General features: G+C 67.5%; 23 protein-coding genes. 14 read left to right on the forward strand and 9 right to left on the reverse strand.

Annotated elements, in window-relative coordinates:
- Nucleotides 1-5 precede the first annotated feature (5 nt).
- The 6 genes from fba (at nucleotide 6) to C8N38_RS13630 (ending at nucleotide 5,418) form a co-directional block, all read left to right on the forward strand.
- Nucleotides 6-1,070, forward strand: a complete 1,065-nt coding sequence (fba, locus tag C8N38_RS13605; protein ID WP_108027717.1) for a class II fructose-bisphosphate aldolase — start codon at nucleotides 6-8, stop codon at nucleotides 1,068-1,070.
- A gap of 110 nt (nucleotides 1,071-1,180) precedes the next feature.
- Nucleotides 1,181-2,566 carry a ribulose-bisphosphate carboxylase gene (locus tag C8N38_RS13610; RefSeq protein WP_108027718.1) on the forward strand — a complete coding sequence of 462 codons (1,386 nt, stop codon included), beginning with the start codon at nucleotides 1,181-1,183 and terminating at the stop codon, nucleotides 2,564-2,566.
- A 72-nt stretch (nucleotides 2,567-2,638) separates the two neighbouring features.
- Nucleotides 2,639-3,334: a ribulose-phosphate 3-epimerase gene (rpe, locus tag C8N38_RS13615; protein ID WP_108027719.1), complete on the forward strand. Its 696-nt coding sequence runs from the start codon at nucleotides 2,639-2,641 to the stop codon at nucleotides 3,332-3,334.
- Nucleotides 3,335-3,503: 169 nt separating this feature from the next.
- Nucleotides 3,504-4,061 carry a thioredoxin family protein gene (locus C8N38_RS13620; protein ID WP_108027720.1) on the forward strand — a complete coding sequence of 186 codons (558 nt, stop codon included), beginning with the start codon at nucleotides 3,504-3,506 and terminating at the stop codon, nucleotides 4,059-4,061.
- Nucleotides 4,058-4,720: a phosphoglycolate phosphatase gene (gene gph / locus C8N38_RS13625; protein WP_108027721.1), complete on the forward strand. Its 663-nt coding sequence runs from the start codon at nucleotides 4,058-4,060 to the stop codon at nucleotides 4,718-4,720. The genes C8N38_RS13620 and gph overlap by 4 nt, the downstream gene beginning before the upstream one ends.
- On the forward strand, nucleotides 4,717-5,418 hold the full coding sequence (locus tag C8N38_RS13630; protein ID WP_108027722.1) for an HAD-IA family hydrolase: 702 nt from the start codon (nucleotides 4,717-4,719) through the stop codon (nucleotides 5,416-5,418). Before gph ends, C8N38_RS13630 begins: the two co-directional genes overlap by 4 nt.
- Here the strand turns inward: C8N38_RS13630 and C8N38_RS13635 are convergent.
- From C8N38_RS13635 to argE, 3 genes are all read right to left on the reverse strand, one after another.
- Entirely contained in the window at nucleotides 5,415-5,684 is a 270-nt protein-coding gene (locus tag C8N38_RS13635) for a hypothetical protein (protein WP_108027723.1), read from the reverse strand. The genes C8N38_RS13630 and C8N38_RS13635 overlap by 4 nt on opposite strands.
- Before the next feature lie 140 nt (nucleotides 5,685-5,824).
- The gene (locus C8N38_RS13640) at nucleotides 5,825-6,991 is read right to left on the reverse strand and encodes a M20 aminoacylase family protein (protein WP_108027724.1); all 1,167 of its coding nucleotides are present in this window, start codon (nucleotides 6,989-6,991) and stop codon (nucleotides 5,825-5,827) included.
- A 6-nt stretch (nucleotides 6,992-6,997) separates the two neighbouring features.
- Entirely contained in the window at nucleotides 6,998-8,164 is a 1,167-nt protein-coding gene (argE, locus tag C8N38_RS13645; RefSeq protein ID WP_108027725.1) for an acetylornithine deacetylase, read from the reverse strand.
- Nucleotides 8,165-8,397: 233 nt separating this feature from the next.
- Between argE and C8N38_RS13650 the strand changes: the two genes are divergently transcribed.
- From C8N38_RS13650 to C8N38_RS13670, 5 genes are all read left to right on the forward strand, one after another.
- Complete coding sequence (locus C8N38_RS13650; RefSeq protein ID WP_108027726.1) at nucleotides 8,398-9,402, forward strand: ABC transporter ATP-binding protein; 1,005 nt, start codon at nucleotides 8,398-8,400, stop codon at nucleotides 9,400-9,402.
- 7 nt (nucleotides 9,403-9,409) lie between these two features.
- Entirely contained in the window at nucleotides 9,410-10,456 is a 1,047-nt protein-coding gene (locus C8N38_RS13655) for an ABC transporter ATP-binding protein (protein WP_108027822.1), read from the forward strand.
- A gap of 1 nt (nucleotide 10,457) precedes the next feature.
- Nucleotides 10,458-12,155, forward strand: coding sequence for a peptide ABC transporter substrate-binding protein (locus C8N38_RS13660; RefSeq protein WP_108027727.1), 1,698 nt, complete (start codon nucleotides 10,458-10,460; stop codon nucleotides 12,153-12,155).
- A gap of 67 nt (nucleotides 12,156-12,222) precedes the next feature.
- Nucleotides 12,223-13,233, forward strand: coding sequence for an ABC transporter permease (locus tag C8N38_RS13665; protein ID WP_108027728.1), 1,011 nt, complete (start codon nucleotides 12,223-12,225; stop codon nucleotides 13,231-13,233).
- Nucleotides 13,226-14,146 carry an ABC transporter permease gene (locus C8N38_RS13670; RefSeq protein ID WP_108027729.1) on the forward strand — a complete coding sequence of 307 codons (921 nt, stop codon included), beginning with the start codon at nucleotides 13,226-13,228 and terminating at the stop codon, nucleotides 14,144-14,146. Before C8N38_RS13665 ends, C8N38_RS13670 begins: the two co-directional genes overlap by 8 nt.
- A gap of 19 nt (nucleotides 14,147-14,165) precedes the next feature.
- Here the strand turns inward: C8N38_RS13670 and C8N38_RS13675 are convergent, their stop codons facing one another.
- From C8N38_RS13675 to C8N38_RS13690, 4 genes are all read right to left on the reverse strand, one after another.
- Nucleotides 14,166-15,449 carry a DUF3422 family protein gene (locus tag C8N38_RS13675; protein ID WP_108027730.1) on the reverse strand — a complete coding sequence of 428 codons (1,284 nt, stop codon included), beginning with the start codon at nucleotides 15,447-15,449 and terminating at the stop codon, nucleotides 14,166-14,168.
- 299 nt (nucleotides 15,450-15,748) lie between these two features.
- A complete protein-coding gene (locus tag C8N38_RS13680; protein WP_108027731.1) occupies nucleotides 15,749-17,194 on the reverse strand; it encodes an NAD(P)(+) transhydrogenase (Re/Si-specific) subunit beta in 1,446 nt (481 codons plus the stop codon).
- 13 nt (nucleotides 17,195-17,207) lie between these two features.
- Nucleotides 17,208-18,782, reverse strand: a complete 1,575-nt coding sequence (locus C8N38_RS13685; protein ID WP_108027732.1) for a Re/Si-specific NAD(P)(+) transhydrogenase subunit alpha — start codon at nucleotides 18,780-18,782, stop codon at nucleotides 17,208-17,210.
- Nucleotides 18,783-18,901: 119 nt separating this feature from the next.
- The gene (locus C8N38_RS13690) at nucleotides 18,902-19,375 is read right to left on the reverse strand and encodes a methyltransferase family protein (protein WP_158272354.1); all 474 of its coding nucleotides are present in this window, start codon (nucleotides 19,373-19,375) and stop codon (nucleotides 18,902-18,904) included.
- A gap of 109 nt (nucleotides 19,376-19,484) precedes the next feature.
- Here C8N38_RS13690 and kynU point away from each other — a divergent pair, with 109 nt between their 5' ends.
- The gene (kynU, locus tag C8N38_RS13695; protein ID WP_108027734.1) at nucleotides 19,485-20,678 is read left to right on the forward strand and encodes a kynureninase; all 1,194 of its coding nucleotides are present in this window, start codon (nucleotides 19,485-19,487) and stop codon (nucleotides 20,676-20,678) included.
- A complete protein-coding gene (locus C8N38_RS13700; RefSeq protein WP_108027735.1) occupies nucleotides 20,636-21,157 on the forward strand; it encodes a GNAT family N-acetyltransferase in 522 nt (173 codons plus the stop codon). Before kynU ends, C8N38_RS13700 begins: the two co-directional genes overlap by 43 nt.
- A 39-nt stretch (nucleotides 21,158-21,196) precedes the next feature.
- Here the strand turns inward: C8N38_RS13700 and C8N38_RS13705 are convergent, their stop codons facing one another.
- Complete coding sequence (locus tag C8N38_RS13705) at nucleotides 21,197-21,973, reverse strand: gamma-glutamyl-gamma-aminobutyrate hydrolase family protein (protein ID WP_108027736.1); 777 nt, start codon at nucleotides 21,971-21,973, stop codon at nucleotides 21,197-21,199.
- Nucleotides 21,974-22,174: 201 nt separating this feature from the next.
- Complete coding sequence (locus tag C8N38_RS13710; protein WP_108027737.1) at nucleotides 22,175-23,386, reverse strand: deoxyribodipyrimidine photo-lyase; 1,212 nt, start codon at nucleotides 23,384-23,386, stop codon at nucleotides 22,175-22,177.
- 97 nt (nucleotides 23,387-23,483) lie between these two features.
- Here C8N38_RS13710 and pepN point away from each other — a divergent pair, with 97 nt between their 5' ends.
- Nucleotides 23,484-26,051 carry an aminopeptidase N gene (gene pepN / locus C8N38_RS13715; RefSeq protein WP_108027738.1) on the forward strand — a complete coding sequence of 856 codons (2,568 nt, stop codon included), beginning with the start codon at nucleotides 23,484-23,486 and terminating at the stop codon, nucleotides 26,049-26,051.
- The last annotated feature ends 12 nt before the right edge of the window (nucleotides 26,052-26,063 follow it).

Below are 26,063 nucleotides of genomic sequence, written 5' to 3' on the forward strand. Positions count from 1 at the left end.
TAACGATGGCTCTTATCACCCTTCGCCAACTCCTGGACCACGCGGCCGAGCACGGCTACGGCGTCCCGGCGTTCAACATCAACAACATGGAACAGGGCCTGTCGATCATGGAGGCCGCCAAGGCCTGCGACGCGCCGGTCATCATCCAGGCGAGCCGTGGCGCGCGCCAATATGCCAATGACATCATGCTGGCGAAGATGATCGAGGCGCTGTCGATGATCTATCCCGACATCCCGCTTTGCATGCATCAGGACCACGGCAACAACGAGGCGACCTGCCTGTCGGCCATCAAGCACGGCTTTACCTCGGTGATGATGGACGGCTCGCTGGAAGGCGACGGCAAGACGCCCGCGTCCTACGAGTATAACGTCGACATCACCAAGCGCGTGGCCGACATGGCGCATTGGGTCGGTGCCTCGGTCGAGGGCGAGCTGGGCGTTCTGGGCAGCCTGGAAACCGGCATGGGCGAAGCCGAGGACGGCCATGGCGCCGAGGGCGAGCTGAGCCACGACCAGCTGCTGACCGACCCCGATCAGGCCGCCGATTTCGTCGCCAAGACCCGGGTCGATGCGCTGGCCATCGCCTGCGGCACCAGCCACGGAGCCTACAAGTTCACCCAGAAGCCCACCGGCGAGACGCTGGCGATGAGCGTGATCGAGAAGATCCACGCCAAGCTGCCCGACACGCACCTGGTGATGCACGGCTCGTCCTCGGTGCCGCAATACCTGCAGGACCTGATCAACGAGAATGGCGGCGCGATGCCCCAGACCTATGGCGTGCCGGTCGAAGAGATCGAGCGCGGCATCAAGATGGGCGTGCGCAAGGTCAATATCGACACCGACAACCGGATGGCGATGACCGGCACCTTCCGCCGCATCGCGCAGGAAAACCCGGCCGAATTCGACCCGCGGAAATTCCTCAAGCCCGCGATGGCCGAGATGACCAAGCTGTGCAAGGACCGGTTCGAGCGCTTCGGCACCGCCGGCAATGCCTCGCGGATCAAGCCGATCCCGATGGAGGACATGGCCAAGCGCTATGCCGATGGCAGCCTCGATCCGAAGACGAAATAAATCTCTGGCGCCCGGCCCTCGCGGGGGCCGGGCCCGCTCCGGAAACGCGCGCAACGTAGAACGAAGACCACCGGAACCCGGGGACAAGACGAACCGAAAGGCCATAGGAAATGGATCAGTCGAACCGATATGCCCGCCTCGACCTCGATGAGAAAGCGCTCATCGCCGGCGGCCGTCACGTGCTTTGCGCCTATACGATGAAGCCCAAGGGGGACGGGGACTACCTAGCCACCGCGGCGCATTTCGCCGCCGAAAGCTCGACCGGCACCAATGTCGAGGTGCACACCACCGACGATTTCACCAAGGGCGTCGATGCGCTCGTCTACGAGATCGACCCCGAAAACGAGGTGATGAAGATCGCCTATCCGGTCGAGCTGTTCGACCGCAACATCATCGACGGCCGCGCCATGCTGGCCTCGTTCCTGACGCTGACGATCGGCAACAACCAGGGCATGGGCGACGTGGCGCATGCCAAGATGCGCGACTTCTACGTGCCGCCGGCCTATCTGCGGCTCTTCGACGGGCCGGTGATGAACATCGCCGACATGTGGCGCGTTCTGGGCCGCAGCGTCACCGATGGCGGCATGGTGGTGGGCACCATCATCAAGCCGAAACTCGGCCTGCGCCCGCAGCCCTTCGCGGATGCCTGCTACGAATTCTGGCTGGGTGGAGACTTCATCAAGAACGATGAGCCGCAAGGCAACCAGGTCTTCGCGCCGCTGAAAGAGACGATCCGTCTGGTCGCCGACGCGATGAAGCGCGCCCAGGACAAGACCGGCGAGGCCAAGCTGTTCTCGGCCAACATCACCGCCGACGACCATTATGAAATGCTGGCCCGGGGTGAATACATCCTCGAGACCTTCGGCGAGAATGCCGATCACGTGGCCTTCCTCGTCGATGGCTATGTGGCCGGTCCGGCGGCGATCACCACCGCGCGCCGCGCCTTCCCGCACCAGTTCCTGCACTATCACCGCGCGGGCCACGGCGCCGTGACCTCGCCGGAATCCCAACGCGGCTACACCGCCTTCGTGCTGTCCAAGATGGCGCGTCTGCAGGGCGCCTCGGGCATCCACACCGGCACCATGGGCTTTGGCAAGATGGAGGGCGATCCGTCCGACAAGATCATGGCCTTCATGCTGACCGACGACGTGGCCGAGGGCCCCTTCTACCGGCAGGACTGGCTGGGGATGAAACCCACCACCCCGATCATCTCGGGCGGCATGAACGCGCTGCGGCTGCCGGGCTTCTTCGACAATCTGGGCCATTCCAACGTGATCCAGACCTCGGGCGGCGGCGCCTTCGGCCATGTCGATGGCGGCACCGCGGGGGCGATCTCGCTGCGCCAGGCCCATGACGCCTGGAAGTCGGGCGTCGGCCTTGTCGACTACGCCAAGGAGCACAAGGAACTGGCCCGGGCCTTCGAAAGCTTCCCGCAGGATGCCGACAAGCTTTACCCCGGCTGGCGCGAAGCGCTGGGCGCTGTCGCCGCCGAATGACGCTCCGGCGCGGCCCTGCCCCGGGGCCGCGCCAACCTTGCAAAAACCGGCCCTATCGGGAGGAACCCCAAGATGTTCGACCGTTCGATCAAGATCGCGCCCTCGATCCTGTCTGCCGATTTCGCGAATTTCGGCGCCGAGATTCGGGCCATCGAGGCGCAGGGCGCCGACTGGGTGCATGTCGATGTGATGGACGGGCATTTCGTCCCGAACCTGACCTTCGGCCCGCCCGCGGTGAAGGCGTTCCGCCCGCATGTGAAGACCTTCATGGACGTCCACCTGATGATCTCGCCGGTCGATGCCTATATCGAGGCCTATGCCGAGGCGGGCGCCGACATGATCACCGCCCATATCGAGGCGGGCCCGCATATCCACCGCACCCTGCAGGCGATCAAGGCGCAGGGCGTCAAGGCGGGCGTTGTGCTGAACCCCGCGACGCCTGCGGAAAGCGTCGAGCATATCCTCGATCTCTGCGACATGGTCCTGATCATGACCGTGAACCCGGGCTTCGGCGGGCAGAAATTCATCCATTCCGGCATCGAGAAGACCCGCAAGGTCCGCGCCATGATCGGCGACCGCCCGATCCATATCCAGATCGACGGCGGCATCACCCCCGAGACCGCGCCCCTCGTGGTCGAGGCGGGCGCCGATGTGCTGGTCGCGGGCTCGGCCGTCTTCAAGGGCGGCTCGGTCGATGCGCCCGAGGTCTATGGCGCCAATATCCGCGCGATCCGCGAAGCCGCCGAAGGCGCGCGCAAGGCGGCCTGAAGCCAGACCACAGGTCCGGGAGGGCGCGGGCCGCGCGCCCTTCCGCGCCCCGTTGCCCCCGGGGCGGCTCTGTCACACTGAGGGACCGCCACCAAAGGACCGGCTGGCCCGCCCGCCGCCCCGCGTTACCTTCTTTCCGGCACCCGTGTCCCATTCGAAGGAGGTTTCCATGGCCGTCTCTCCCCCCGTCTGCGATTTCGGCTGGACCGCCCCGGACTTCGCCCTGCCCGGCACCGACGGAAAGACCCACAGGCTTTCGGACATCCGCGGCCCCAGGGGCACGCTGGTCATGTTCATCTGCAACCACTGCCCCTATGTGCTGGCGGTCCGCGACAGGCTGATCCGCGACGCGCGCGACCTGCAAGGCCTTGGGATCGGCGTTGCCGCGATCTGTTCGAACGACGCCTCGGCCTATCCCGAGGACGGGATCGAGGGCATGCGCCGCGTCGCCGAGGAACTTGACCTTCCCTTCCCCTATCTCCATGACGAGGACCAGTCGGTCGCGCGGGCCTATGGCGCTGTCTGCACCCCGGATTTCTTCGGCTTCGATGCCGGGATGGGGCTGCAATATCGCGGACGGCTGGATGCCTCGCGCAAGCAGGCGGGCCCGCCCGACCTGCGCCGCGACCTTTACGAGGCGATGAAACAGGTGGCCGAGACCGGCCACGGACCCGCCGAGCAGATCCCGTCGATGGGATGCTCGATCAAATGGAAGGATGCCGCGTGAAGGCCATCATCTTCGATCTCGACGGGACGCTGATCGACAGCGCCCCCGATATCCATGCCGCCGTGAACCGGACGCTTGCCGGGATGGGCCGGGAGGCGCTTGACCTCGACACCATCCGCGCCTTTATCGGTGACGGAGTGCAGGTCTTGATGGAGCGCGTGATCGAAGCCCGCGGGCTTGACGCCGGTCAGCGCGACGCCATGGTCGAGACGTTCCTTGGCCATTACGAAGCCGACCCGGCGACGCTGACGACGCTGTATCCCGGCGTCGAGGACGCGCTGGAACAGTTCCGCGACGAAGGCTGGGCGATGGGCGTCTGCACCAACAAGCCCGAGGCGCCCTCGCGCGCCATCCTCAAGACCTTCGGCATCGACGGCTTCTTCGGCGCGGTGGTCGGCGGCGACACGCTCGAGGTCAAGAAGCCCGACCCGAAACCGCTTCTGGCGGTGCGCGACCAGCTTCAGGCCAAGCAGGCGGTCTTTGTCGGCGACAGCGAGATCGACGCGGCGACGGCACTGGCCACCGGCATGCGCTTTGCGCTCTTTACCGAGGGCTATCACCGGTCCGAGGATGTCGACGACATCCCGCAGGATGCACGGTTTTCCGATTATGACGTGCTGGTCGCCATCGTGGCGCGGCTCGCCGACGAGCTGAGATGACCATCAAGGCCCTGATCTTCGATCTCGACGGCACGCTGGCCGAGACCGAGGAAACCCACCGGGCGGCGTTCAACGCGACTTTCGCCGCCCATGGGCTCGACTGGCACTGGTCGCGCGAGGACTATGCCGTTCTGCTGAAGACCGGCGGCGGCAAGGAGCGGCTGCGCGCCTTTCAGGCGGGGCTGCCCGAGGCGGCGCGGCTGCCCGAGGCCGATATCCTGCGGCTTCATGCCGAAAAGACCGAAACCTTCGGCCGGATGATCGCCGAAGGCGCGGTCGGGCTGCGCCCCGGGGTCGAGGACCTGATCCTGCATGCCCGCGAGGCCGAGATGGCCATCGCCATGGCCACCACCACCTCGCGGCCGAATGTCGAGGTGCTGGCGCGGACCTGCTGGGGCAGGCCCGCCGACCGGGTCTTCGACGTGATCGCCTCGGGCGACGAGGTCGAGCGCAAGAAGCCCGACCCCGCGATCTACCGGCTGGCGCTCGACCGGCTGGGGATGCCGCCGCGTGAGTGCCTTGCCTTCGAGGACAGCCATATCGGCCTGCAATCGGCGCGGGCGGCAGGGCTTGGGGTCGTCATCACCCCCAGCACCTATACCGAGGGCGAGGATTTCACCGGCGCCGCGCATTGCGCGCCGACGCTGGAACAGCGCAACTGGCCGCTGATCCTGAAGGCGATGCTGCTGAGCTACTAGCGCCAGGACAGCAGACGGCCGCCGGTCCAGAGCCGCGTCTTCGACCGGCGGCGGAAGATCAGCGGCAGGTGCAGCGCGCCCGAGAAGGGCGTCGGCCGCCGCGTCGTCAGCGCCGCCGTGACCGCGCCCTTCGACAGCATCGCCACGCCGAAGAAATCGGAAAACGGGGTCGAGCCGTTCTCGGCCATGTTCCATTTGGTATCGGTCACGATCCGGTCGGCCTGGATCAGGCTTTTCGGAAACCGCTCGTCATTCTTTCCGGTCATGGGGGTCCCTCGCATGCGCCTCTTTTCAGCAGGTTACCCCCGGACCGAAGATCGCGCCATAGGCCCAGAGAGCGCAGGGACGAGGCCGCGGCCGGGCCGTGGCGAGACGGCCGCAGCCGACCCCGCGCCCGTCGCCGCGCTCAGGCGGCGGGCAGGCGGTTCTCGACCAGTTCGACATACCAGGAGGACCCGAAGGGGATCGCCTCGTCGTCGAAATTGTAGGCCGGGTGGTGCACCGAGGCGGTGTCGCCATTGCCGAGGAAGATATAGGCGCCGGGCCGTTCTAGCAGCATGTAGCTGAAATCCTCGCCCCCCATCAGCGGCGCGGTGGCCGGATCGACCCGGCCCGAGACCTTCTCGGCCATCGCGACCGCGAAATCGGTCTGCTCGGGGGCGTTGGCGGTCACCGGATAGTTGCGCTGATAGCGCACCTTGGCCGTCGCGCCATAGGCCGCCGCCGTCGCCTCGGCCACCGCGGCAACGCGCGCCTCGGCCAGATCGCGCATGCCCTCTTCCAGCGTCCGGACCGTGCCTTTCAGCTCGACGGTCTGGGGGATCACGTTATAGGCCTCGGATTCGGTGCGGAAGGTGCAGACCGACACCACGATCTGTTTCAGCGGATCGGCATTCCGCGACGCGATGGATTGCAGCGCGACGACGATATGCGAGGCCACCAGCGTCGTGTCGATGCATTCATGGGGCTTGGCGGCATGCCCGCCCCTGCCGGTGACGGTGATGTCGAATTCGTCGGTCGCGGCCATGATCGGCCCGGGCCGGATCGCGAAGGCGCCGACCGGGATGCCGGGCATGTTGTGCATGCCATAGACTTCCTCGATGCCGAACCGCTCCATCAGCCCGTCCTCGCACATCGCCAGACCGCCCGCGCCGCCCTCTTCGGCGGGCTGGAAGATCACCACCGCGCGGCCGTCGAAATTGCGGGTCTCGGCCAGGTATCTGGCGGCCCCCAGCAGCATCGCGGTATGGCCGTCATGGCCGCAGGCATGCATCTTGCCGGGCGTCTTCGAGGCATAGGGCAGCCCCGTCGCCTCGAGGATCGGCAAGGCGTCCATGTCGGCCCGCAGCCCGATCGCCCGCCCCTGCCCGTCCGAGCGGCCCTTGATCACCCCGACCACGCCCGACCGCCCGATCCCTTCAACCACCTCGTCGCAGCCGAATTCCCTCAGCTTCGCGGCCACCAGCGCCGAGGTGCGCGGCAGGTCGTACATCAGTTCGGGATTCTCGTGGATGTCCCGGCGCCAGGCGGCAATCTCGGGCTGCATCTCGGCGAGGCGGTTCTTGACGGGCATGCGCGTTTACTCCTTCAGATGGTCGAGCAGCCGGGCCATGAAGGCCTCGCCCTGCCGGAACTGGTCGAGGGTGATGTATTCGTCGGGCTGATGCGCCTGGGCGATGTCGCCGGGGCCGCAGACGACGGTGGAAAAGCCGCCCTCCTGGAATTGCCCGGCCTCGGTCGCGTAGCTGACCACATGGGTGGCGTTGTCGCCGGTCAGCCGGCGAGCCAGAGCCTCGGCCGCGCCGTCCGCCTCGGGGGCAAGCGCGGGCACCGAGAAGGTGTCCTCGACCGTGATCGCGGTCTCGGGACGGATCGCCTTCATGCCCGCCTCGACCCGCGCCACCTCGGCCATCAGCGCCTCGCGGCAGGCGGCGAGACTGTCCGAGGGCACGCAGCGGTAATCGAGCCCCATCCGGCAATCGGCGGCAGTGATGTTCTGCGCGGTGCCGCCCGCGATCTCGCCGACATGCACGGTGGTCCAGGGCGGATCGAAAAGCCCGTCATCGCCTTCGGGCGGGCGGGAACGGTTCAGGTCATTCGCGTCATTCGCCCACTGGATCAGCCGCCCCGCCTCCATCACCGCCGAGACGCCCTTGTGCTGCATCGAGGAATGCACCTCATGGCCCTTCAGCCGGATCTCGAAACCGATATTGCCCTTGTGGCCGGTCACCACCTGCAGCATCGAGGGCTCGCCCACGATCACCGCCGCGGCCTTGGGCAGGTCCGCGCGCGCCATTGCCGCGATCAGCGCCGGTGCGGCCAGGCAGCCCAGCTCTTCGTCATAGCTCAGCGCCAGTTGCAGCGGGCGCGCCACGTCGCGGGATTTGGCCTCGACCAGCGCCCAGATCGCCAGCGCGTCGAAGCCCTTCATGTCGCAGGCGCCGCGCCCGTAGAGCCGTCCGTTCCGTTCGGTCAGCTCCCAGGGGTCCGAGCTCCAGTCCTGTCCGTCGACGGGCACCACATCGGTATGGCCCGACAGCATCACGCCGCCCGGGACCCAAGGTCCGGCATGGGCATAAAGGCTGGCCTTGGACCGCACCGGGTTCCAGACCCGGGCGCAATGGATGCCGAACCCGGTCAGATACTCTTCGACCCAGTCGATGAGATCGAGGTTGCCATCGCGGCTGACCGTAGGGAAAGATACAAGTTTTTCAAACAGTTGACGCTGTGTCAGCGGGCTGACCATGGGGGGGCTCCGGGATGGGTCTTGCGCCGAGACTGCGGCCCGCGCCGGACAAGGTCAAGCGTCAACGCTGAAATATTGAACGCAAGGTCAAAATTTCCGCAAGGTCGGGCGGCCCTGAGGCAGATTGATATTGCGGAGCGCGGTTTCACTGGTCACACTTTGGGCGAAATCACCGGCGCCACGTCCGGGAAACCAGAAAAGTACAATCATAGCAGCAACTTCAGGGAGTTTGCATGCCAGATGGGGCTTCGCCCATCCTCGAGGTGCAGGGTCTGCAGACCGTGTTTCGCACCCGGGGCGGTGATATTCACGCGGTCAATTCCGTCGATTTCCACCTGCAGCCGGGCGAGTTGCTGGGCGTGGTCGGCGAAAGCGGGTCGGGCAAATCGGTCACCATGATGTCGCTGATCGGGCTTCTGCCCTCGCCCCCGGCCGAGGTCCGGGCGGGCACGGTGCGGTTTGGCGGCGACGACCTGCTGCGGATGCCCGCCCGACAGCTGCGCGACATTCGCGGCGCGCGCATCGGCTTTGTCTTCCAGGACCCGATGACCAGCCTCAACCCGGTCTTTCCGGTGGGCTTTCAGATCATGGAGCCGCTGCGCAAGCATATGGGGCTTGACCGCGCCGCCGCGCGGCGCCGCGCGCAAGAGCTGCTGGAACTGGTCGGCATCCCCGATGCCGCGCGGCGGCTGGGCGATTTCCCGCACCAGTTCTCGGGCGGCATGCGCCAGCGGGTGATGATCGCGATGGCGCTGGCCTGCGACCCCGAGGTGCTGATCGCGGACGAGCCCACCACCGCGCTGGACGTCACGATCCAGGCCCAGATCCTCGTGCTGATGAAGGACCTGCGCGAACGGCTGGGCATGGCGGTGATCTGGATCACCCATGATCTGGGCGTGATCGCGGGCATCGCCGACCGGGTGATGGTGATGTATGGCGGCCAGGTGGTGGAACAGGCGCCGGTCAAGGCGCTGTTCGCGCGGCCCCAGCACCCCTATACCCGCGCGCTTCTGCAGACCGTGCCCCATGTCACCGGCGCCCGGGCCGACCGGCTGAAGGTGATCGAGGGCCAGCCTCCGGTGCTGTCGGGCCCGCCCCGCGCCTGCCCGTTCCGCGCCCGCTGTCCCCATGCCTTCGAGACCTGCGCCCGCGCCAACCCGGCGCGCGTCGCGGTCGGCCCGGACCATGACGCCGCCTGTTTCTGGGATGTCGACCGGGGAGCGCCCCGCCATGTCTGAAACCACAATGTCTGATCAAAGCCCCCGGCCGCTGGTCGAGATACGCGATCTCAGGATGCATTTCCCGATCCATGCCGGGGTGCTGCGCCGCCGGGTCGGCGCGGTGCGCGCGGTCGACGGTGTCAGCTTCGACATCCACGAGGGCGAGACGCTGGGCCTCGTGGGCGAATCGGGCTGCGGGAAATCCACCTGCGGCCGCGCGATCCTCAGGCTTTACGACATCACCTCGGGCTCGATCCGGATCGAGGGCGACGAGATCGGCACGCTTGGTCAGGACGCGCTGCGCCCGCGCCGGCCGCGGATGCAGATGGTGTTTCAGGACCCGCAGGCCAGCCTCAATCCGCGCATGACGGTGGCCCGCATCATCGGCGAACCGCTCGACGAACACACGACGCTGAGCCGCGCCGAAAAGCTGGACCGGATCTACGAGCTGATGGACGCGGTCGGGCTGAACCGGAATTTCGCGAACCGCTACCCGCACCAGTTCTCGGGGGGACAGCGCCAGCGGATCGGGATCGCCCGGGCGCTGGCCTTGAACCCGAAATTCATCGTCTGCGACGAACCCATCGCGGCGCTCGACGTCTCGATTCAGGCGCAGGTGGTGAACCTGCTGGAGGACCTGCAGGACCGGTTCGGGCTGACCTATCTTTTCATCAGCCACGACCTGTCGATGGTGCGCCATATCGCCGACCGGGTGGCGGTGATGTATCTGGGCCGCGTGGTCGAGCTGGCGCCCCGCGACAGCCTGTATGGCGCACCGCTGCACCCCTACACGCAGGCGCTTCTGTCGGCGGTGCCCGAACCCGACCCGGGCCTGGAAGCGAGCCGCCGCCACATCATCCTGAAGGGCGACGTGCCCTCGCCGGCCAATCCGCCCGAGGGGTGCAACTTCTGCACCCGCTGCCCGCAGGCGATGCCGGTCTGCCACCGGATCGACCCCGAGATGCGCGAGCTGAGGCCCGGGCATTTCGCGGCCTGCCACCTGCACGACCCGGATCATGCCCCGACCGCCGAACCTACGGCGGCGAACGACCAACCCCAACAAGGAGAGTGACATGACAGCGAAACACGCCCTTCTGGGCGCCGCCGCGGCCCTTGCCCTGGCGCCCGCCGCGTTCGCCGAACGCGGCAGCGACGGTCAGGTGAACATCATCTACTGGCAGGGCCCCTCGACGATGAACCCGTACCTGTCGGGCGGCATCAAGGAACTGGAGGCGGCGAGCCTGTCGCTGGAGCCGCTGGCGCGCTACGATCCCGATGGCAACATGGTGCCGTTCCTGGCCGAAAGCGTGCCGACGCTGGAAAACGGCGGCGTGTCCGAAGACCTGAAATCGGTCACCTGGAAGATCAAGCCGGGCCTGCTGTGGTCGGACGGCACCCCCGTCACCTCGGCCGATGTGCGGTTCACCTGGCAATACTGCACGGCCGACGGCGGCGGCTGTTCGCAGTCGGAAAAATACAACGACGTGGCCGATGTCGAGACGCCCGACGAGCTGACCGCCATTGTCCGCTTCTCGGTGCCGAAGCCCTATCCCTACGGTCCCTTCGTCGGCAACCAGGCCCCGATCCTGCAGGCCGCGCAATTCGCCGACTGCCTCGGCGCCAAGGCCCCCGGTTGCACCGACGCCAATTTCATGCCGGTCGGCACCGGCCCCTTCATCGTCACCGATTTCCGGCCCAATGACGTGATCGCGCTGAAAGCCAACGAGCATTACCGCGACCCCGAGAAACCCGCCTTCGCCACGGTGAACTTCAAGGGCGGCGGCGATGCCATGGCCGCGGGCCGGTCGGTGCTGGAAACCGGCGAATACGATTTCGCCTGGAACCTGCAACTGGCGCCCGAGGTGCTGGACCAGATGGCCGCCGCCGGCAAGGGCGAGGTCGAGGTCGCCTTCGGCACGCTGGTCGAGCGGATCATGGTCAACTTCACCGATCCCGACCCGAAATGGGGGGAGCGCCGCGCGACCGCCGACCATCCGCACCCGTTCCTGACCGACAAGGCGGTGCGCAAGGCGCTGTCGATGGCCATCGACCGCGACCTCCTGACCGAGATCGGCTACGGGCAGGCCGGGCGGACCACCTGCAACGTGCTGGCCGCACCCGAGATCTATGCCTCGGAGGCCAACGAGGGCTGCCTCGTGCAGGATATCGAGGGCGCAAAGGCGCTGCTCGATCAGGCGGGCTGGGTCCCCGGCCCCGACGGCGTGCGCCAGAAGGACGGGATGCGGCTGAGCATGCTCTTCCAGTCCTCGACCAATGCGGTCCGGCAGGACTTTCAGGCGCTGATCAAGCAGTGGTGGTCGGAAATCGGCGTCGAGAGCGAGCTGCGCAATGTCGATTCGTCGGTCTTCTTCGGCGGCGATCCCGGCAGCCCCGACACGTTCCAGAAGTTCTATGCCGATGTCGAGATGTATGCCAACAGCTTCGACGGCACCGATCCCGAGGCCTACATGGCCAACTGGATCTGCGAAGAGGCGCCCCGCCCCGAAACCCAGTGGCAGGGCAACAACATGCCGCGCTACTGCAACGAGGCCTATGACGGGCTGGTCGCCGAAATGGCCAAGACCGGCAAGATGGACGAACGGATCGCGCTGGCCAAGGAGATGAACGACATCCTGATGCAGGATTACGTGATGCTGCCTCTGGTCCATCGGGGCCGGGTCTCGGCCCGGGCCACGTCGCTGGGCGGCTTCGTCATGAATGCCTGGGACAGCGAGCTCTGGAACGCGGCCGACTGGTACCGCGTGAAATGAGCCCATGGGGGGCGCCCTGCCCGGGCGCCTCCTCCCTGCCCGCCCATCGAGCCCGAGGCCGTCCATAATGTTCACCTACACGATCCGCCGGCTGCTGATCGCGATCCCGACGCTGCTGGTCATCAGCCTCATCATCTTTCTTGTGGTGACGCTCGCCCCCAGCGACCCGACCGCGAACCTGCCGCTGTCGATCCCCTCCGAGGTCCGCGCCCAGATGCGCGAGGCGCTGGGGCTGAACGAACCGATCCTCGTGCGCTACCTGCTGTGGCTGAGGCAGTTCTTCCTCTACGAGCCCCTGCACATGCTGGACCAGGCCTTCGGCCTCAGCCTCGCCGGCGAGGACATGCAGCGCATCCTCAGCTGGCAGACCCGCAGCCCGGTCGCCGACCTGATCGTCCAGCGCCTGCCGCAGACGCTCTGGGTCGTCGGCACCTCCTATGTGGTGGGGGTGCTGATCGCGCTGCCCATCGGCATCGTCTCGGCCTACCGGCAATACAGCTGGTTCGACCAGATCGGCACCTTCGTCTCGATGGTGGGCTTTTCGGTGCCGACCTTCTTCACGGGCGTGCTGCTGATCGTGATCTTCTCGGTCCATCTGGGCTGGTTCCCCTCGATCTACGACACGACGCTGAGGGTCACCGACCTGTCGACCTTCTGGCTGCAGATCAAGCAGATGATCATGCCGGTCGCGGTGCTGGCGCTGTATAACGCGGCCCAGATCAGCCGCTTCATGCGCGCCTCGATGCTGGACAACCTCAACCAGGACTATGTGCGCACCGCCCGCGCCAAGGGCATGACCGAGCGCGTCGTGGTGCTGTTGCACGTCCTGAGAAACTCGATGATCCCGGTCGTCACGGTGATCGCGCTGGGGGTGCCCACGGTCTTTGGCGGCGCCATCATCACCGAACAGGTCTTCAAGGTGAACGGCATCGGCCAGCTGCTGATCATCGCGATCCAGGGCGGCGACGTGCCCACGGTGCAGACCCTGACCTTCATCTTCGCCGTGCTGATCGTCCTGTTCAACCTGATCGCCGATGTGCTTTACGGCCTGCTCGACCCGAGGATCCGCTATGACTGACGCCCCGATGATCGAGACGATGGAAATCGCCCGGCCGCCCCGCAACCAGTGGCTCGATGTCTGGGACCAGTTCCGCAGCCATCGCGGCGCGCTTCTGGGCGCGGCCTTCTTCGCCTTCATCCTGGCCGCGGTGTTTCTGGGCCCGCTGATCTGGCAGATCGACCCGACCTATATCGACATCCGCGCCCGCAACCAGGGCCCGAGCCTCGCCCACCCGTTCGGCACCGACCAGCTGGGGCGCGACACGCTGGCGCGGATGCTGGCGGGCGGGCAGGTCTCGCTGGCGGTGGGGCTGACCGCGATGGGCCTGTCGCTGGTGCTGGGCACGCTGATCGGCGTGCTCGCGGGCTATTTCCGGCGGCTCGACGGGGCGCTGATGCGGCTGACCGACCTGTTCCTCGCGCTGCCGCTGCTGCCCTTGCTGCTGGTCATCATCATGCTTTTCCGCGACGCGCTGCGCAGCGCCTTCGGCCCCGAGGGCGGCATCTTCGTGCTGATCGTCTTCGTGATCGGCATCACGTCCTGGATGCAGACCGCGCGGATCGTGCGGGGCGATGTGCTGGCACTGAAGGAACAGGAATTCGTGCTGGCCGCGCGGTCCATCGGCACGCCCTCGCGGCGGATGATCACGCGCCATATCCTGCCCAACGTGCTGTCGCCGATCATGGTCTCGGCGACGCTGGGGATCGCCAACGCGATCATCACCGAAAGTGCCCTGTCCTTTCTGGGGCTCGGCTTCCCGTCCGATTTCCCGACCTGGGGGCGGCTTCTGTTCGATTCGACCGATTATCTGCAGCAATATCCCGAACGCGTGATCTGGCCCGGACTCGCGATCTCGCTGACGGTGCTGAGCGTGAACTACATGGGCGACGGGCTGCGCGACGCGCTCGATCCGCGGATCCGGGGGCGCTGAGCCCCCGAAGGGCGGCGGCTCAGTGCTCCATGCCGCGGCGGATCTGGCGGATCATCAGCCAGACCACCAGCACGACAACGGGCGTCACGACGGCGGTGGCCAGCGCCTTCGACACGCCCAGGACCTCGGCGCCCGGGGCAATCATGTAGGCCACGAGGCTGACCGCGTAATAGCTGATCGCGACCACCGACAGCCCCTCGACCGTGCGCTGGAGGCGCAGTTGCAGATCGGCCCGCCGGTCCATGCTTTCCAGCAGCTTCTGGTTCTGGGCCGAGCGTTCGACATCGACCTGGGTTCGCAGAAGGTTCGCGGCGCGGACCGCGCGCCGGGTCATCGAATCGAGCTGCGCCTCGGTCGCCTTCACCGTCCGCATCGACGGATCGTAGCGACGCATCATGAATTCGGCGAAGGTCTGGCGGTGCTGGAACCGCTCTTCGCGCAGGATCTCGATCCGCTGATGCACCAAAGCCTCGTAGGCGGTGGTAGCCGAAAAGCGGAAGGCCGATTGCGCCAGCAGGCTTTCCAGCTCGGCCGAGACGGCCAGAAGGTTCCGAAGCGTCTCTTCGGGGATCCGGTTGCCGCGGTTCATCTCGCCCACCAGCTCGCTCAGCTGCGGGTCAAGCTCGGCCAGGCGCTCATTGACCTGCCGCGCCCGGGGCAAGCCCAGCATCGACATCGCCTTGTAGGTCTCGATCTCGGTCAGCCGCTGGACGATACGCCCGATCCGCCGCTGGCCGATCCCCGGCTCGACGAAGACCGCCATGCGCATGTGTCCGCCATTGTCGATGCGGAAATCGGTGGCCATCACCGCGGCATCGTCGAGGATTGCCGCCGCCGACAGGCTGTCGGGCGCGAACCATTCGCCCAGCCGCGCGCCGATCTGGTCCGGCCCTTCCCTCACCTGCTCGATCCGGATCAGCGCCGAGGTCAGCCGCGCGCCGGGCGCGGTGTCGAGCCAGTCGTCGGGAAAGACCTCGAAGGCGGACGGGTCGAACGCGCGGTCGGCGACACCGGGGGTGAAGACGGTGTAGGTCACGAACTCGGTATGGCTTTCCCATTTCATCTTGTGCCGGCCCATCTGGCCGAAGAAATGGGTGTCGCCGGGCTTGGGATGCTGCGCGCCGAACCGGTCGAGCAGGTCGATCACATGCGCCCGGTCGGCATCGCGGTCACGGATCGCGGCGTCAAGCGGCGGCTTGATGGCCAGAAAGGCCGCATGGCAGGGCGCCTCGAGCGAGGGGAACGGCCGGGCATGCAGCTCGTTCGTCAGCGCATAGCGCAGCGGATGGTCCTGGATCGGCATGGAGGCTGGCCTTCTGTTCCCGCGAGTCACACCACCTCTAGCCGAGCCGCGCGATTTGTAAACGCGTCAGGGCGCGCTTGTGCGCGCGGCCCCTGCGGGGCCCGGGTATTTGGACCAAGAAGAAATGGAAAGCGGGGCTTCTTCTTGGCCAAAATACCCCAAATCCGGCGGCCCGGTCAGGGCCGCCCGCTGAAGGATTGCGCCGAAGGCGCGCCTCTGGACAAGCTGCCGGATGCAGAACGCCCCGCCGGAGGGGCGGGGCGCTTGCTGGTCTAGGCCAGGACTGGCTAGGACTAGCCTCAGCGGATCATCGACAGCAGCTTGTCGAGGCTCTGCTTGGCGTCACCATAGAACATCCGCGTGTTCTCCTTGTAGAACAGCGGGTTCTCGATCCCCGAATAGCCGGTGCCCTGACCGCGCTTCGACACGATCACCTGCTTGGCCTTCCAGACTTCCAGAACCGGCATGCCCGCGATGGGCGAGTTCGGGTCGTCCTGGGCCGCCGGGTTCACGATGTCGTTCGAGCCGATGACGATGGCCACGTCGGTCTGCGGGAAGTCCTCGTTGATCTCGTCCATTTCCAGCACGATGTCGTAGGGGACCTTGGCCTCGGCCAGCAGCACGTTCATGTGCCCCGGCAGACGGCCCGCCACCGGGTGGATGGCAAAGCGCACGGTCTTGCCCTGCTTGCGCAGATGCTCGGTCAGCACGGAAACCGAGTTCTGCGCCTGGGCGACGGCCATGCCGTAGCCCGGCACGATGATGACGCTGTCCGCATCCTCGAGCGCCGCGGCCACGCCATCGGCGTCGATCGCGACCATCTCGCCCTCGACCTCGGCCGCGGGGCCGCCGGTGCCGCCGAAGCCGCCCAGGATCACGCTGACGAAATGCCGGTTCATCGCGCGGCACATGATGTAGCTGAGGATCGCCCCCGACGAACCGACAAGCGCGCCGGTCACGATCAGCAGGTCATTGCCCAACGTGAAGCCGATGGCGGCCGCGGCCCAGCCCGAATAGCTGTTCAGCATCGAGACTACGACCGGCATGTCGGCGCCGCCGATGCCCATGATCAGGTGCCAGCCGATGAAGCCCGCGAGAAGCGCCATCAGGACCATGGTCCAGATGCCCGCGCCGGTGAAGTAGAGATAACCCAGCGCGATGGCCGCGAGCACCGCGACCAGGTTCAGGATGTGACCGCCCGGCAGCTTGTGCGGCTTGCCGTCGATCTTGCCCGCAAGCTTGCCGAAGGCCACGACGGACCCGGTGAAGGTCACCGCCCCGATGAAGATGCCGAGGAAGACCTCGACCTTCAGGATCGAGATCTCGACAGGCGTCTTGTGCGCCAGCACGGCGGCGAAGCCCCGCAGCGCCTCGACCGCGGCGCCGTCATCAGCCGCCTTCAGCGCCATGACGTGGTTGAGTTCAAGCTGGGCATTGAGACCGATGAAGACCGCAGCGAGGCCGACGAAGCTGTGCAGCGCCGCCACCAGCTGCGGCATCTCGGTCATCTCGACCCGGCGCGCGACCTCGTAGCCGGCATAGCCGCCGATCAGGACGGCCGGGATCAGCAGCCAGTAATGGCCGATGCCGGGGCCGAAGACGGTGCCCAGCACCGCAAGCCCCATGCCGACGATGCCGTACCAGACGGCGCGCTTGGCCTTTTCCTGGTTCGACAGCCCGCCGAGCGCGAGGATGAAGAGAACGGCGGCGGCGATATAGGCCGCGGAAACGATACCGATGGACATATCCCCTGCCCCCTCAAGATTTCTGGAACATGGCCAGCATCCGGCGTGTCACCAGGAAGCCACCCACGATGTTGATCGTCGCGATCAGGACAGAGAATGTGGCGAGGATCACCACCAGCCAGTTGCCCGACCCGATCTGCAGAAGCGCGCCCAGGATGATGATCCCCGAGATCGCGTTGGTCACCGCCATCAGCGGCGTGTGCAGCGAGTGGCTGACATTCCAGATCACCTGGAAGCCGACGAAGCAGCTCAGCGCGAAGACGATGAAATGGCTCATGAAGCTTTCCGGCGCGAAGGCTCCGATCAGCGCCATCAGAAGACCGCCCGCGACCAGCATGCCGACCTGGGTGATCGTCTGCTTGCGGAAGGCGGCGGCCTCCTGGGCCTTCTTCTCTTCGGGGGTCAGCTCTTTCGGCTTTTCCTTCCTGGGCGCAGCCGCGATCGCCTTCACCTTGGGCGGCGGCGGCGGGAAGGTGATCTCGCCCTCATGGGTGACGGTCGCGCCCCGGATCACGTCGTCTTCCATGTTATGCACGACCTGGCCATCCTTGCCGGGCGTCAGGTCGGTCATCATGTGACGGATGTTGGTGGCGTAAAGCGTCGAGGATTGCGTCGCCATGCGGCTGGCGAAATCGGTATAGCCGACCACGGTCACGCCATTGTCGCTGACGATCTTCTCGCCGGGCCGGGTCAGGTCGCAGTTGCCGCCCTTCTCGGCGGCCAGATCGACCACGACCGAGCCGGGCTTCATCGCCGCCACCATGTCCTCGAGCCAGAGCTTGGGCGCGGGACGGCCGGGGATCAGCGCGGTGGTGATGACGATGTCCATGTCGGGCGCCAGCTCGCGGAATTTCTCAAGCTGCTTTTCCCGGAATTCCGGCGAGGAAGGCTTGGCATAGCCGCCCGATTCAGACCCGTCGGCGGTGCTGTCCTCGAAGTCGAGGAACACGAATTCGGCGCCCATCGACTCGATCTGCTCGGCCACTTCGGGACGCACGTCGAAGGCATAGACCATGGCCCCCAGCGAGGTCGCCGTGCCGATCGCGGCCAGACCCGCGACACCCGCGCCGACCACCAGCACCTTGGCCGGGGGCACCTTGCCCGCCGCCGTCACCTGGCCGGTGAAGAAGCGCCCGAAATTCGACCCCGCCTCGATCACCGCGCGGTAGCCCGCGATATTGGCCATCGACGAAAGCGCATCCATCTTCTGCGCCCGGCTGATCCGCGGCACCATGTCCATCGCGATCACGGTGGCGCCCCTGGCCTTGCACTGCTCGAGCAGTGCCTCGTTCTGAGCGGGCCAGAAGAAGCTGATCAGCGTCTGCCCCTTGCGCAGCCGCGCCACCTCCTCGGCGACAGGCTCGCGCACCTTGACGACGATGTCGGCGCCCTGCCAGAGCGCCGCGGCGGATTGCACCACCTTGACGCCGGCCTTTTCATAAGCCGCATCGGCGAAGCCGGCGGCCTCGCCCGCGCCGGCCTCGATCAGACAGTCATAGCCCAGCTTCCGAAGCTGGACCGCAGAGTCGGGGGTCATGGCCACGCGGGCCTCACCCTCCAGGATCTCTTTCGGTGCCCCGATTTTCACGTTCTAGTCCCCTCTTTCAGGCGTTGGGCCGCTGCAGGCCGCTGTCTCATAGCATTGCGCAACAATGTTTCACAAGTTGCAGGGTTGGCTATTCCCTTGTTTCAGGTTTTTCCGTCAGATCAGATCCAGCGCCGCACCCGGGCGCAATAGGCGTCATACTCCGATCCGAAGGCGTCCCGGATCAGCGCTTCTTCCCGCCGGATGAAGCGCCATTCGATCAGCTTCAGGAAGACCGGCACGAGGATCAGGCTCGGCACCGCGTCCCAGATCAGGATCAGCCCAAGCAGGATGGCCGCGTCGGCAAGATAGATCGGATTGCGCGAAAGGCGATAAGGACCTTCGACCACCAGGCAATCGGGCCGCTCGCGCGGGATCAGCGAGGTTCCCGCCAGAACCACCCGCAGCGCCGCCCAACCCGAAAGCCCCAGCCCGAAGGCCAGCGCCACCGCCCCCGCGACGTCGCCCGCCCGGCCGAGAAAGGCCAGCGGAAGCACTGACGCTTGCGCCCAGGCCAGCCCCGCGAAGAGCGCCAGCCAGACCGGCGGTAGTTCCAGGTAGTGCAGCAGCCGGGCCATCGGATCTCCGTCACGCATGTCGCCCCCCTTTAGAGAGTCCCTGCCGCCACGATCAAGGGGCTGAATCGTCATCCCCCTTGAACCCGGCGCCGTCCCGCGCCTAGTCTGTAGGCAAGGAGACCTCGATATGACCGATTTTGCGGCCACGCGAGCCCAGTTCCATATTCCCGAGGATGTGATCTATCTCGACGGAAATTCGCTCGGGCCATTGCCGCGAACGGCAGAGGCGCGGGTGGCCGCGGCGGTCCGCGAGGAATGGGGCGAAATGCTGATCGGCGGCTGGAACCGGGCCGGCTGGATCGAGATGCCCCGCATCCTGGGCGACCGGATCGGCACGCTGATCGGGGCCGAGCCCGGATCGGTCGTCCTGGGCGACACGGTGTCGATCAAGATCTACCAGGCGCTCGCGGCGGCGCTGGAGATGCGGCCCGACCGCCGCGTGGTGCTGAGCGATCGCGGCAATTTCCCGACCGATCTCTATATGGCGCAAGGGCTGATCGCGAGCCTCGGCCGGGGCCACACCTTGCGCATGGTCGCGCCCGAAGAGGTCGAGGCGGCCATCGACGAGGACGTCGCGGTCGTGCTGCTGACCGAGGTCGACTACCGCACCGGGCGGCTGCATGACATGGCCCGGCTGACCGCGCGGGCGCAGGCGGCAGGCGCCCTGACGATCTGGGATCTCGCGCATTCGGCGGGCGCGCTGCCCGTCGATCTGGCGGGCGCCGGCGCCGATTTCGCAGCCGGCTGCACCTACAAGTACCTCAATGCCGGGCCCGGCGCCCCGGCCTACATCTATGTGGCGCCGCGCCATTCCGACAGGGCGCTGCCTGCGCTGTCGGGCTGGTTCGGCCATGCCGCCCCCTTCGCATTCGAGCCCGGCTACCGGCCCGGCGTGGGTATCGACCGGATGCGGATCGGCACGCCGCCGGTGTTGCAGATGGCGGTGGTCGAGGCCGCGCTGGGGGTCTGGGAGGGCGTCTCGCTTGCGGACGTGCGGCAGCGGTCGATCCAGCTGTCCGACCTGTTCATCGCCGAGGTCGAAAGCCGCTGCCCGCAGCTGACCCTGCTGACCCCGCGCGATCCAAGCCGCCGCGGCAGTCAGGTGTCGTTCGGTTTCTCCGAAGGTTATGCTGCGATCCAGGCGCTGATCGCGCGCGGCGTCGTCGGCGATTTCCGCGCCCCCGACATCATGCGCTTCGGCATCACCCCGCTTTACATCGGCGAGGAGGAGCTTATGCGCGCGGCACTGATCCTTCAGGACGTGATGGAGAACCGGCTATGGGACGAACCGGCCTATCGTTTCCGCGCCGCCGTCACCTGACCGGCCGCCCCCCGCGCCTGCGGCTGCGCCGCGCCCGGCCCGGCGACGGGGCGCCGACCCGCGCGGTGTTTCACGATGCGGTGCATCGCGGCGCCTCGCTCAGCTATTCGCCGGAAGAGCGCGATGCCTGGTCGCCCTCGCCCGAGGTGCCAGACGATTGGGAACAGAAGCTGCTGAGCCGCCACACCGTCATCGCCGAAATCCGCGGCGCGCTGGTGGGGTTCATGACGCTGAGCGAGGACGGCTATCTGGATTTCGCCTATGTCGCCCCCGACTGGACCGGGCGCGGCATCGGCCGGGCGCTGTTGCAGGCGATCCTGCGCGAGGCGCGCCGGACCGGGCTCGGCCGCCTTTCGACCGAGGCAAGCCTTGTGGCCCGGCCCTTCTTCGCCCGCCATGGCTGGCGCGAAACGGCCCGGCAAAGCGTCATCCGCCATGGCGTTGCCCTGACGAATTTCCGCATGGAAATAGATCTTTAGACGGCACTCCTCGCGCGATGCGCGAGGTCTGGCATGGGCTCAGGCGGTCTTCAGCACCGCCGGGCGTTCGCCCTCGGCCCAGGCGGCCACGGCCTTCCCGAATGCCTCGAACAGCGGCCGCGACACCGGATCGCGGGCGGCGCGGTATTCGGGATGCCATTGCACCGCCAGCGCAAAGCCCGGCGCATCGGCCACATGGATCGCCTCGGGCGTGCCGTCCGGCGCCACCCCCTCGATAACGATCCGCGGCCCGGGCCGCTTGATGCCCTGCCCGTGCAGCGTGTTGGTCATCACCTCGGTCGCACCCAGGATGCGGTGGAAAATGCCGCCCTCGGTCAGGCAGACCTTGTGGCGCAGGGCGAATTTCTCTTCCAGCGAGCCATCGGGCGGCATCCGGTGGTTCATGCGCCCGGGCAGGTCGCGGATTTCGGGATGCAGCGTGCCACCCATCGCGACATTGACTTCCTGAAAGCCGCGGCAGATGGCGAAGAAGGGCTGGCCGCGCTCGACAAGGGCGCGGATCAGCGGCAGGGCGATGGCATCGCGCGCCCGGTCGAAGGCGCCATGCGCCTCGGTCTCGGCCTCGCCATATTCCTCGGGATGGACGTTGGGCCGCCCGCCGGTGAACAGGAAGCCATCGAAACAGTCGAGCAGCTCGGGCACGGAGACGAAGCGCGGATCGGCCGGGATCAGCAGCGGGATCGCGCCCACGACCTCGGCCACTGCCTCGGAGTTCATCGTGCCACCGGCATGGGCGGGGTATTGGTCGTTCAGAAGATAGCTGTTGCCGATGATACCGACCCTGGGGCGTGCCATGGGAGCCTCGTGTTCGCGTTTCCTCAGAGGATATAGGGCATTTCCACGGGGGTGAAGAGCCGGGGCCGGGGCGCGGCAATGCTGCGGCATGACGCCCTCCGGACGCACATTTCCCGGCGATTCCGCCTATTTCCCGGGCCTGTCCGGTCCGGCGCGACCGGATCTGCACAGGCGCTGTGCATCTCGGCCCCCGGCGCGGGCCTAGAGATCGAATGCCAGTTGCCGCCGGTCGGCCGGGCGTCGCCGCGCCCGTGCAGGCGCGGGACGAACGGGCCGCGCGGGGTCGGTCGCAATGTCGATCACCGGCGCCGGATAGCGCCGCCCGGGCCGAGCCAACGGTCCTCTCCAGGTCCAGGGCGCATGGCGCGCGGGCCCGGGCAGATCGGCAAGTTCGGGCAGCCAGGCGCCCAGCATCGCGCCCTCGGGATCAAGATCGCGCGCCTGCCGCAGCGGATCGGCGGGCCGGGCCGCCGCCGCCCGCATCCGCGCCCGATGGAGCACAGGGTGGTAATCGAGGCAAAGCCGCGCCAGCACCCGCCCGCAATCCTCCGGATCGAGGCCCAGGAGCCCGATCCCGGCCGAGGCCAGCAGCCCCAGCCAGGACGGATCGATGAGGCCCGAATGGCAAAGCGCCCGCATCGGCGCATCGACCGCGGGCAGCCCGGTCTCGCCCTTCTCCCAGGCGGCAAAGCGGGCGGCATGGTCCGGCGGCCGGGGCGTGTCGCCGCGTCCGGTCGGGGCGCGCATCAGACGTGCCCGGCGGGCGAGCCCGGCTGTCAGCGGCCCCGCGCCAGCGGCCCGTGCCGCGCGCGACACCTCGGCCGCCGAGAGCGTGCCCCAGGCCAGATGCGCCGACAGCGCGCGCTCCGGCGCCGGATCGGACAGAGCCGCCTCCAGAACCCGCTCGGCTTCGGCCCGGCCGCCGCGTGGCCGTCCCGGACAGGGATCGAAGCCAAGCCCCAGATCGCGCGCCCCGGGGATCGCGGCGGGGACCAGCCCGTCGAGCCCGCGAAGCGCCCCGGGCGGCGGCAGGGCGGCCCCGCGCGGCGCCCGGACTTCCTCGAAGGCGATGCCGCTCCCCCGCGCCCAAGGCGCGGCGTCACCGCCCGTGCCATCGTCCAGCGTCAGCACGCGCGTCACCGGCCAGCGCGCCGCGCACCGCGCCAGCACCTCGGCGGGCGGCCCCGCCTCGATCTGCAGGGCCGCGCCCCGGGCGGCCAGCGCGTCCGACAGCGCGGCCAGCCCCTCGGCCACAAAGCGCCAGTGCCGGGCCGAGGCCTCGGGCGCGGCCCAGACCGCCGGATCGACGATGTAAAGCGGCAGCACGGCGCCCTCGCCCGCCGCGGCCCGCGCCAGCGCCGGGTGATCCTCAAGACGCAGATCGCGCCGGAGCCAGAGAATCGTGACCTCCATGACCGGAACATAAATCGAACATCCGGGGCCCCGCCACGGGCATCTTGCGCTTGGGCCTGAGGGGTATAGGTCTGGGGGGTCCGAATTGGAGAGACAGATGACAGACGCCGCGCCGCAGCCCGTGTTCCTGAAGGACTACACCCCTTTCGGTTTTCTGGTGGACCAGGTCGAGCTGAACTTTCACCTGCAGCCGACCGCGACGCGGGTCCGCGCGAAGATCGCCTTCCGCCCCAATCCGGCGGCCCGCGACCGGCGCTTCTTCCTGCATGGCGAGGATCTGACGCTGATCTCGGCCGCCATCGACGGCAGCCCCGTCACCCCCGAGATCACCCCCGAGGGTCTGAGCTGTCCGGTGCCCGAGGCGCCTTTCGTCTGGGAGGCCGAGGTCGAAATCGCACCGGCGGAAAATACAGCTCTGGAAGGGCTTTACATGTCGAACGGCATGTATTGCACGCAGTGCGAGGCGGAAGGGTTCCGCAAGATCACCTTCTATCCCGACCGCCCCGACGTGATGGCGCCGTTCCGGGTGCGCGTCGATTGCGACCTGCCGGTGCTGCTGTCGAACGGCAACCCGGTGGCCCAAGGCGCGGGCTGGGCCGAATGGAACGACCCCTGGCCCAAGCCCAGCTATCTGTTCGCGCTGGTCGCGGGCGAGCTGGTGGCGACCTCGGACCGGTTCACCACCTCGGAAGGCCGCGAGGTCGCGCTGAATGTCTGGGTCCGCCCCGCCGATCAGGGCAAGGCCGACTATGCCCTCGACAGCCTGATCCGGTCGATGAAATGGGACGAAGAGGTCTATGGCCGGGCTTATGACCTTGACGTCTTCAACATCGTCGCGGTCGACGATTTCAACATGGGCGCGATGGAGAACAAGGGGCTCAACGTCTTCAACTCGCGCTATGTGCTGGCCAGCCCCGAGACCGCGACCGACCGCGATTACGAGAATATCGAGCGGATCATCGCGCACGAATATTTCCACAACTGGACCGGCGACCGCATCACCTGCCGCGACTGGTTCCAGCTGTCGCTGAAAGAGGGGCTGACGGTCTTCCGCGACTCGCAATTCTCGGCCGACATGCGGTCCGCCGCGGTCAAGCGGATCGAGGATGTGATGACCCTGCGCGCGCGTCAGTTCCGCGAGGATAACGGCCCGCTGGCGCATCCGGTGCGGCCCGAAAGCTATACTGAAATCAACAACTTCTACACCGCGACCGTCTATGAGAAAGGCGCCGAGGTGATCGGCATGCTGCGCCGTCTGGTGGGGCCCGAGGGCTATGCCAGGGCGCTCGATCTCTACTTTGCGCGCCATGACGGGCAGGCCTGCACCATCGAGGACTGGCTGCAGGTCTTCGAGGAGGCGACGGGCCGCGACCTGACCCAGTTCAAGCGCTGGTATTCGCAGGCCGGAACGCCCCGCGTGAAGGTCACGGAAGACTTCAGGGACGGCACGTATACTCTTCATCTGGAACAGAAAACGCCACCCACCCCGGGGCAGGACGAAAAGCAGCCGCAAGTCATTCCGCTGGCGGTGGGGCTGCTGTCGTCCAATGGCGACGAGGTATTGCCGACGACCGTCATCGAACTGACCGAGGCACGGCAGGACGCCGTCTTCGAGGGGCTTGCGGCGAAGCCCGTGCCCTCGCTCTTGCGCGGCTTCTCGGCGCCGGTGATCCTTGAACGCGACAGCGCGCCCGAGGAACGCGCCTTCCTGCTGGCCCATGACACCGACCCGTTCAACAAATGGGAGGCCGGGCGGTCGCTGGCGCGCGAGGTGCTGATCGCGATGGTGACCGAGGAAGCGGCGCCTGCGCCTGCCTGGCTGGACGCGCTGGCCGCCGTCGCCCGCGACGAGGCGCTGGACCCAGCCTTCCGGGCGCTGGCGCTGAGGCTGCCGGGCGAGGACGAACTGGCCGAGGCGCTGGCCGAGCGCGGCACCGTGCCCGACCCGCTGGCGATCCATGCCGCGCGCGAACGCGCCAAGACCGCCGTCGCCCGCCATCTGGACCCGCTCTGGGCGGGGCTTTACGCGCAGATGGACTGCCCCGGCCCCTACAGCCCCGGGGCGGCCGATGCCGGGCGGCGCGCGCTGAGGCTCGCGGCACTTGGCTACATGGCGCGGCTTGACGGCGGCGCCCGGGCGCAGGCGCATTTCGCGGCCGCCGACAACATGACCGACGAGATCGGCGCGCTGAGCGTGCTTCTGGAAACCGGCGGCGCGGACGAGGCGCTTGACCGCTTTGCCCGGCGCTGGGGCCATGACCGGCTGGTGATGGACAAGTGGTTCGGGTTGCAGGCGACGCTGGCCGCGCCCGAGCGCGCGGTGGCGGTGACCCGCGCGCTGACCGAGCATCCCGAGTTCACCTGGAAGAACCCCAACCGGTTCCGCGCGGTGATCGGCGGCTTTTCAGCCAATGCCGCGGGCTTCCACGACGCCTCGGGCGCGGGCTACGATCTGGTCGCGGACTGGCTGATCCGGCTCGATGCGGTCAACCCGCAGACCGCGGCCCGGATGTCGACCGCCTTCGAGACCTGGGCGCGCTATGACGCGGGCCGCCGGGAAAAAGCGCAGGCGGCGCTGGAACGGATCGCCGCCCGCGAGGGTTTGAGCCGGGACATGGGAGAGATGGTGGACCGGCTGCTTGCCGCCGGGCGGATCGCCGCCTGAGCCCGTGGTCAG

Origin of the sequence: Rhodovulum kholense (genome assembly GCF_003053725.1) — a bacterium.
In the GTDB taxonomy this organism is placed as follows: domain Bacteria; phylum Pseudomonadota; class Alphaproteobacteria; order Rhodobacterales; family Rhodobacteraceae; genus Rhodovulum; species Rhodovulum kholense.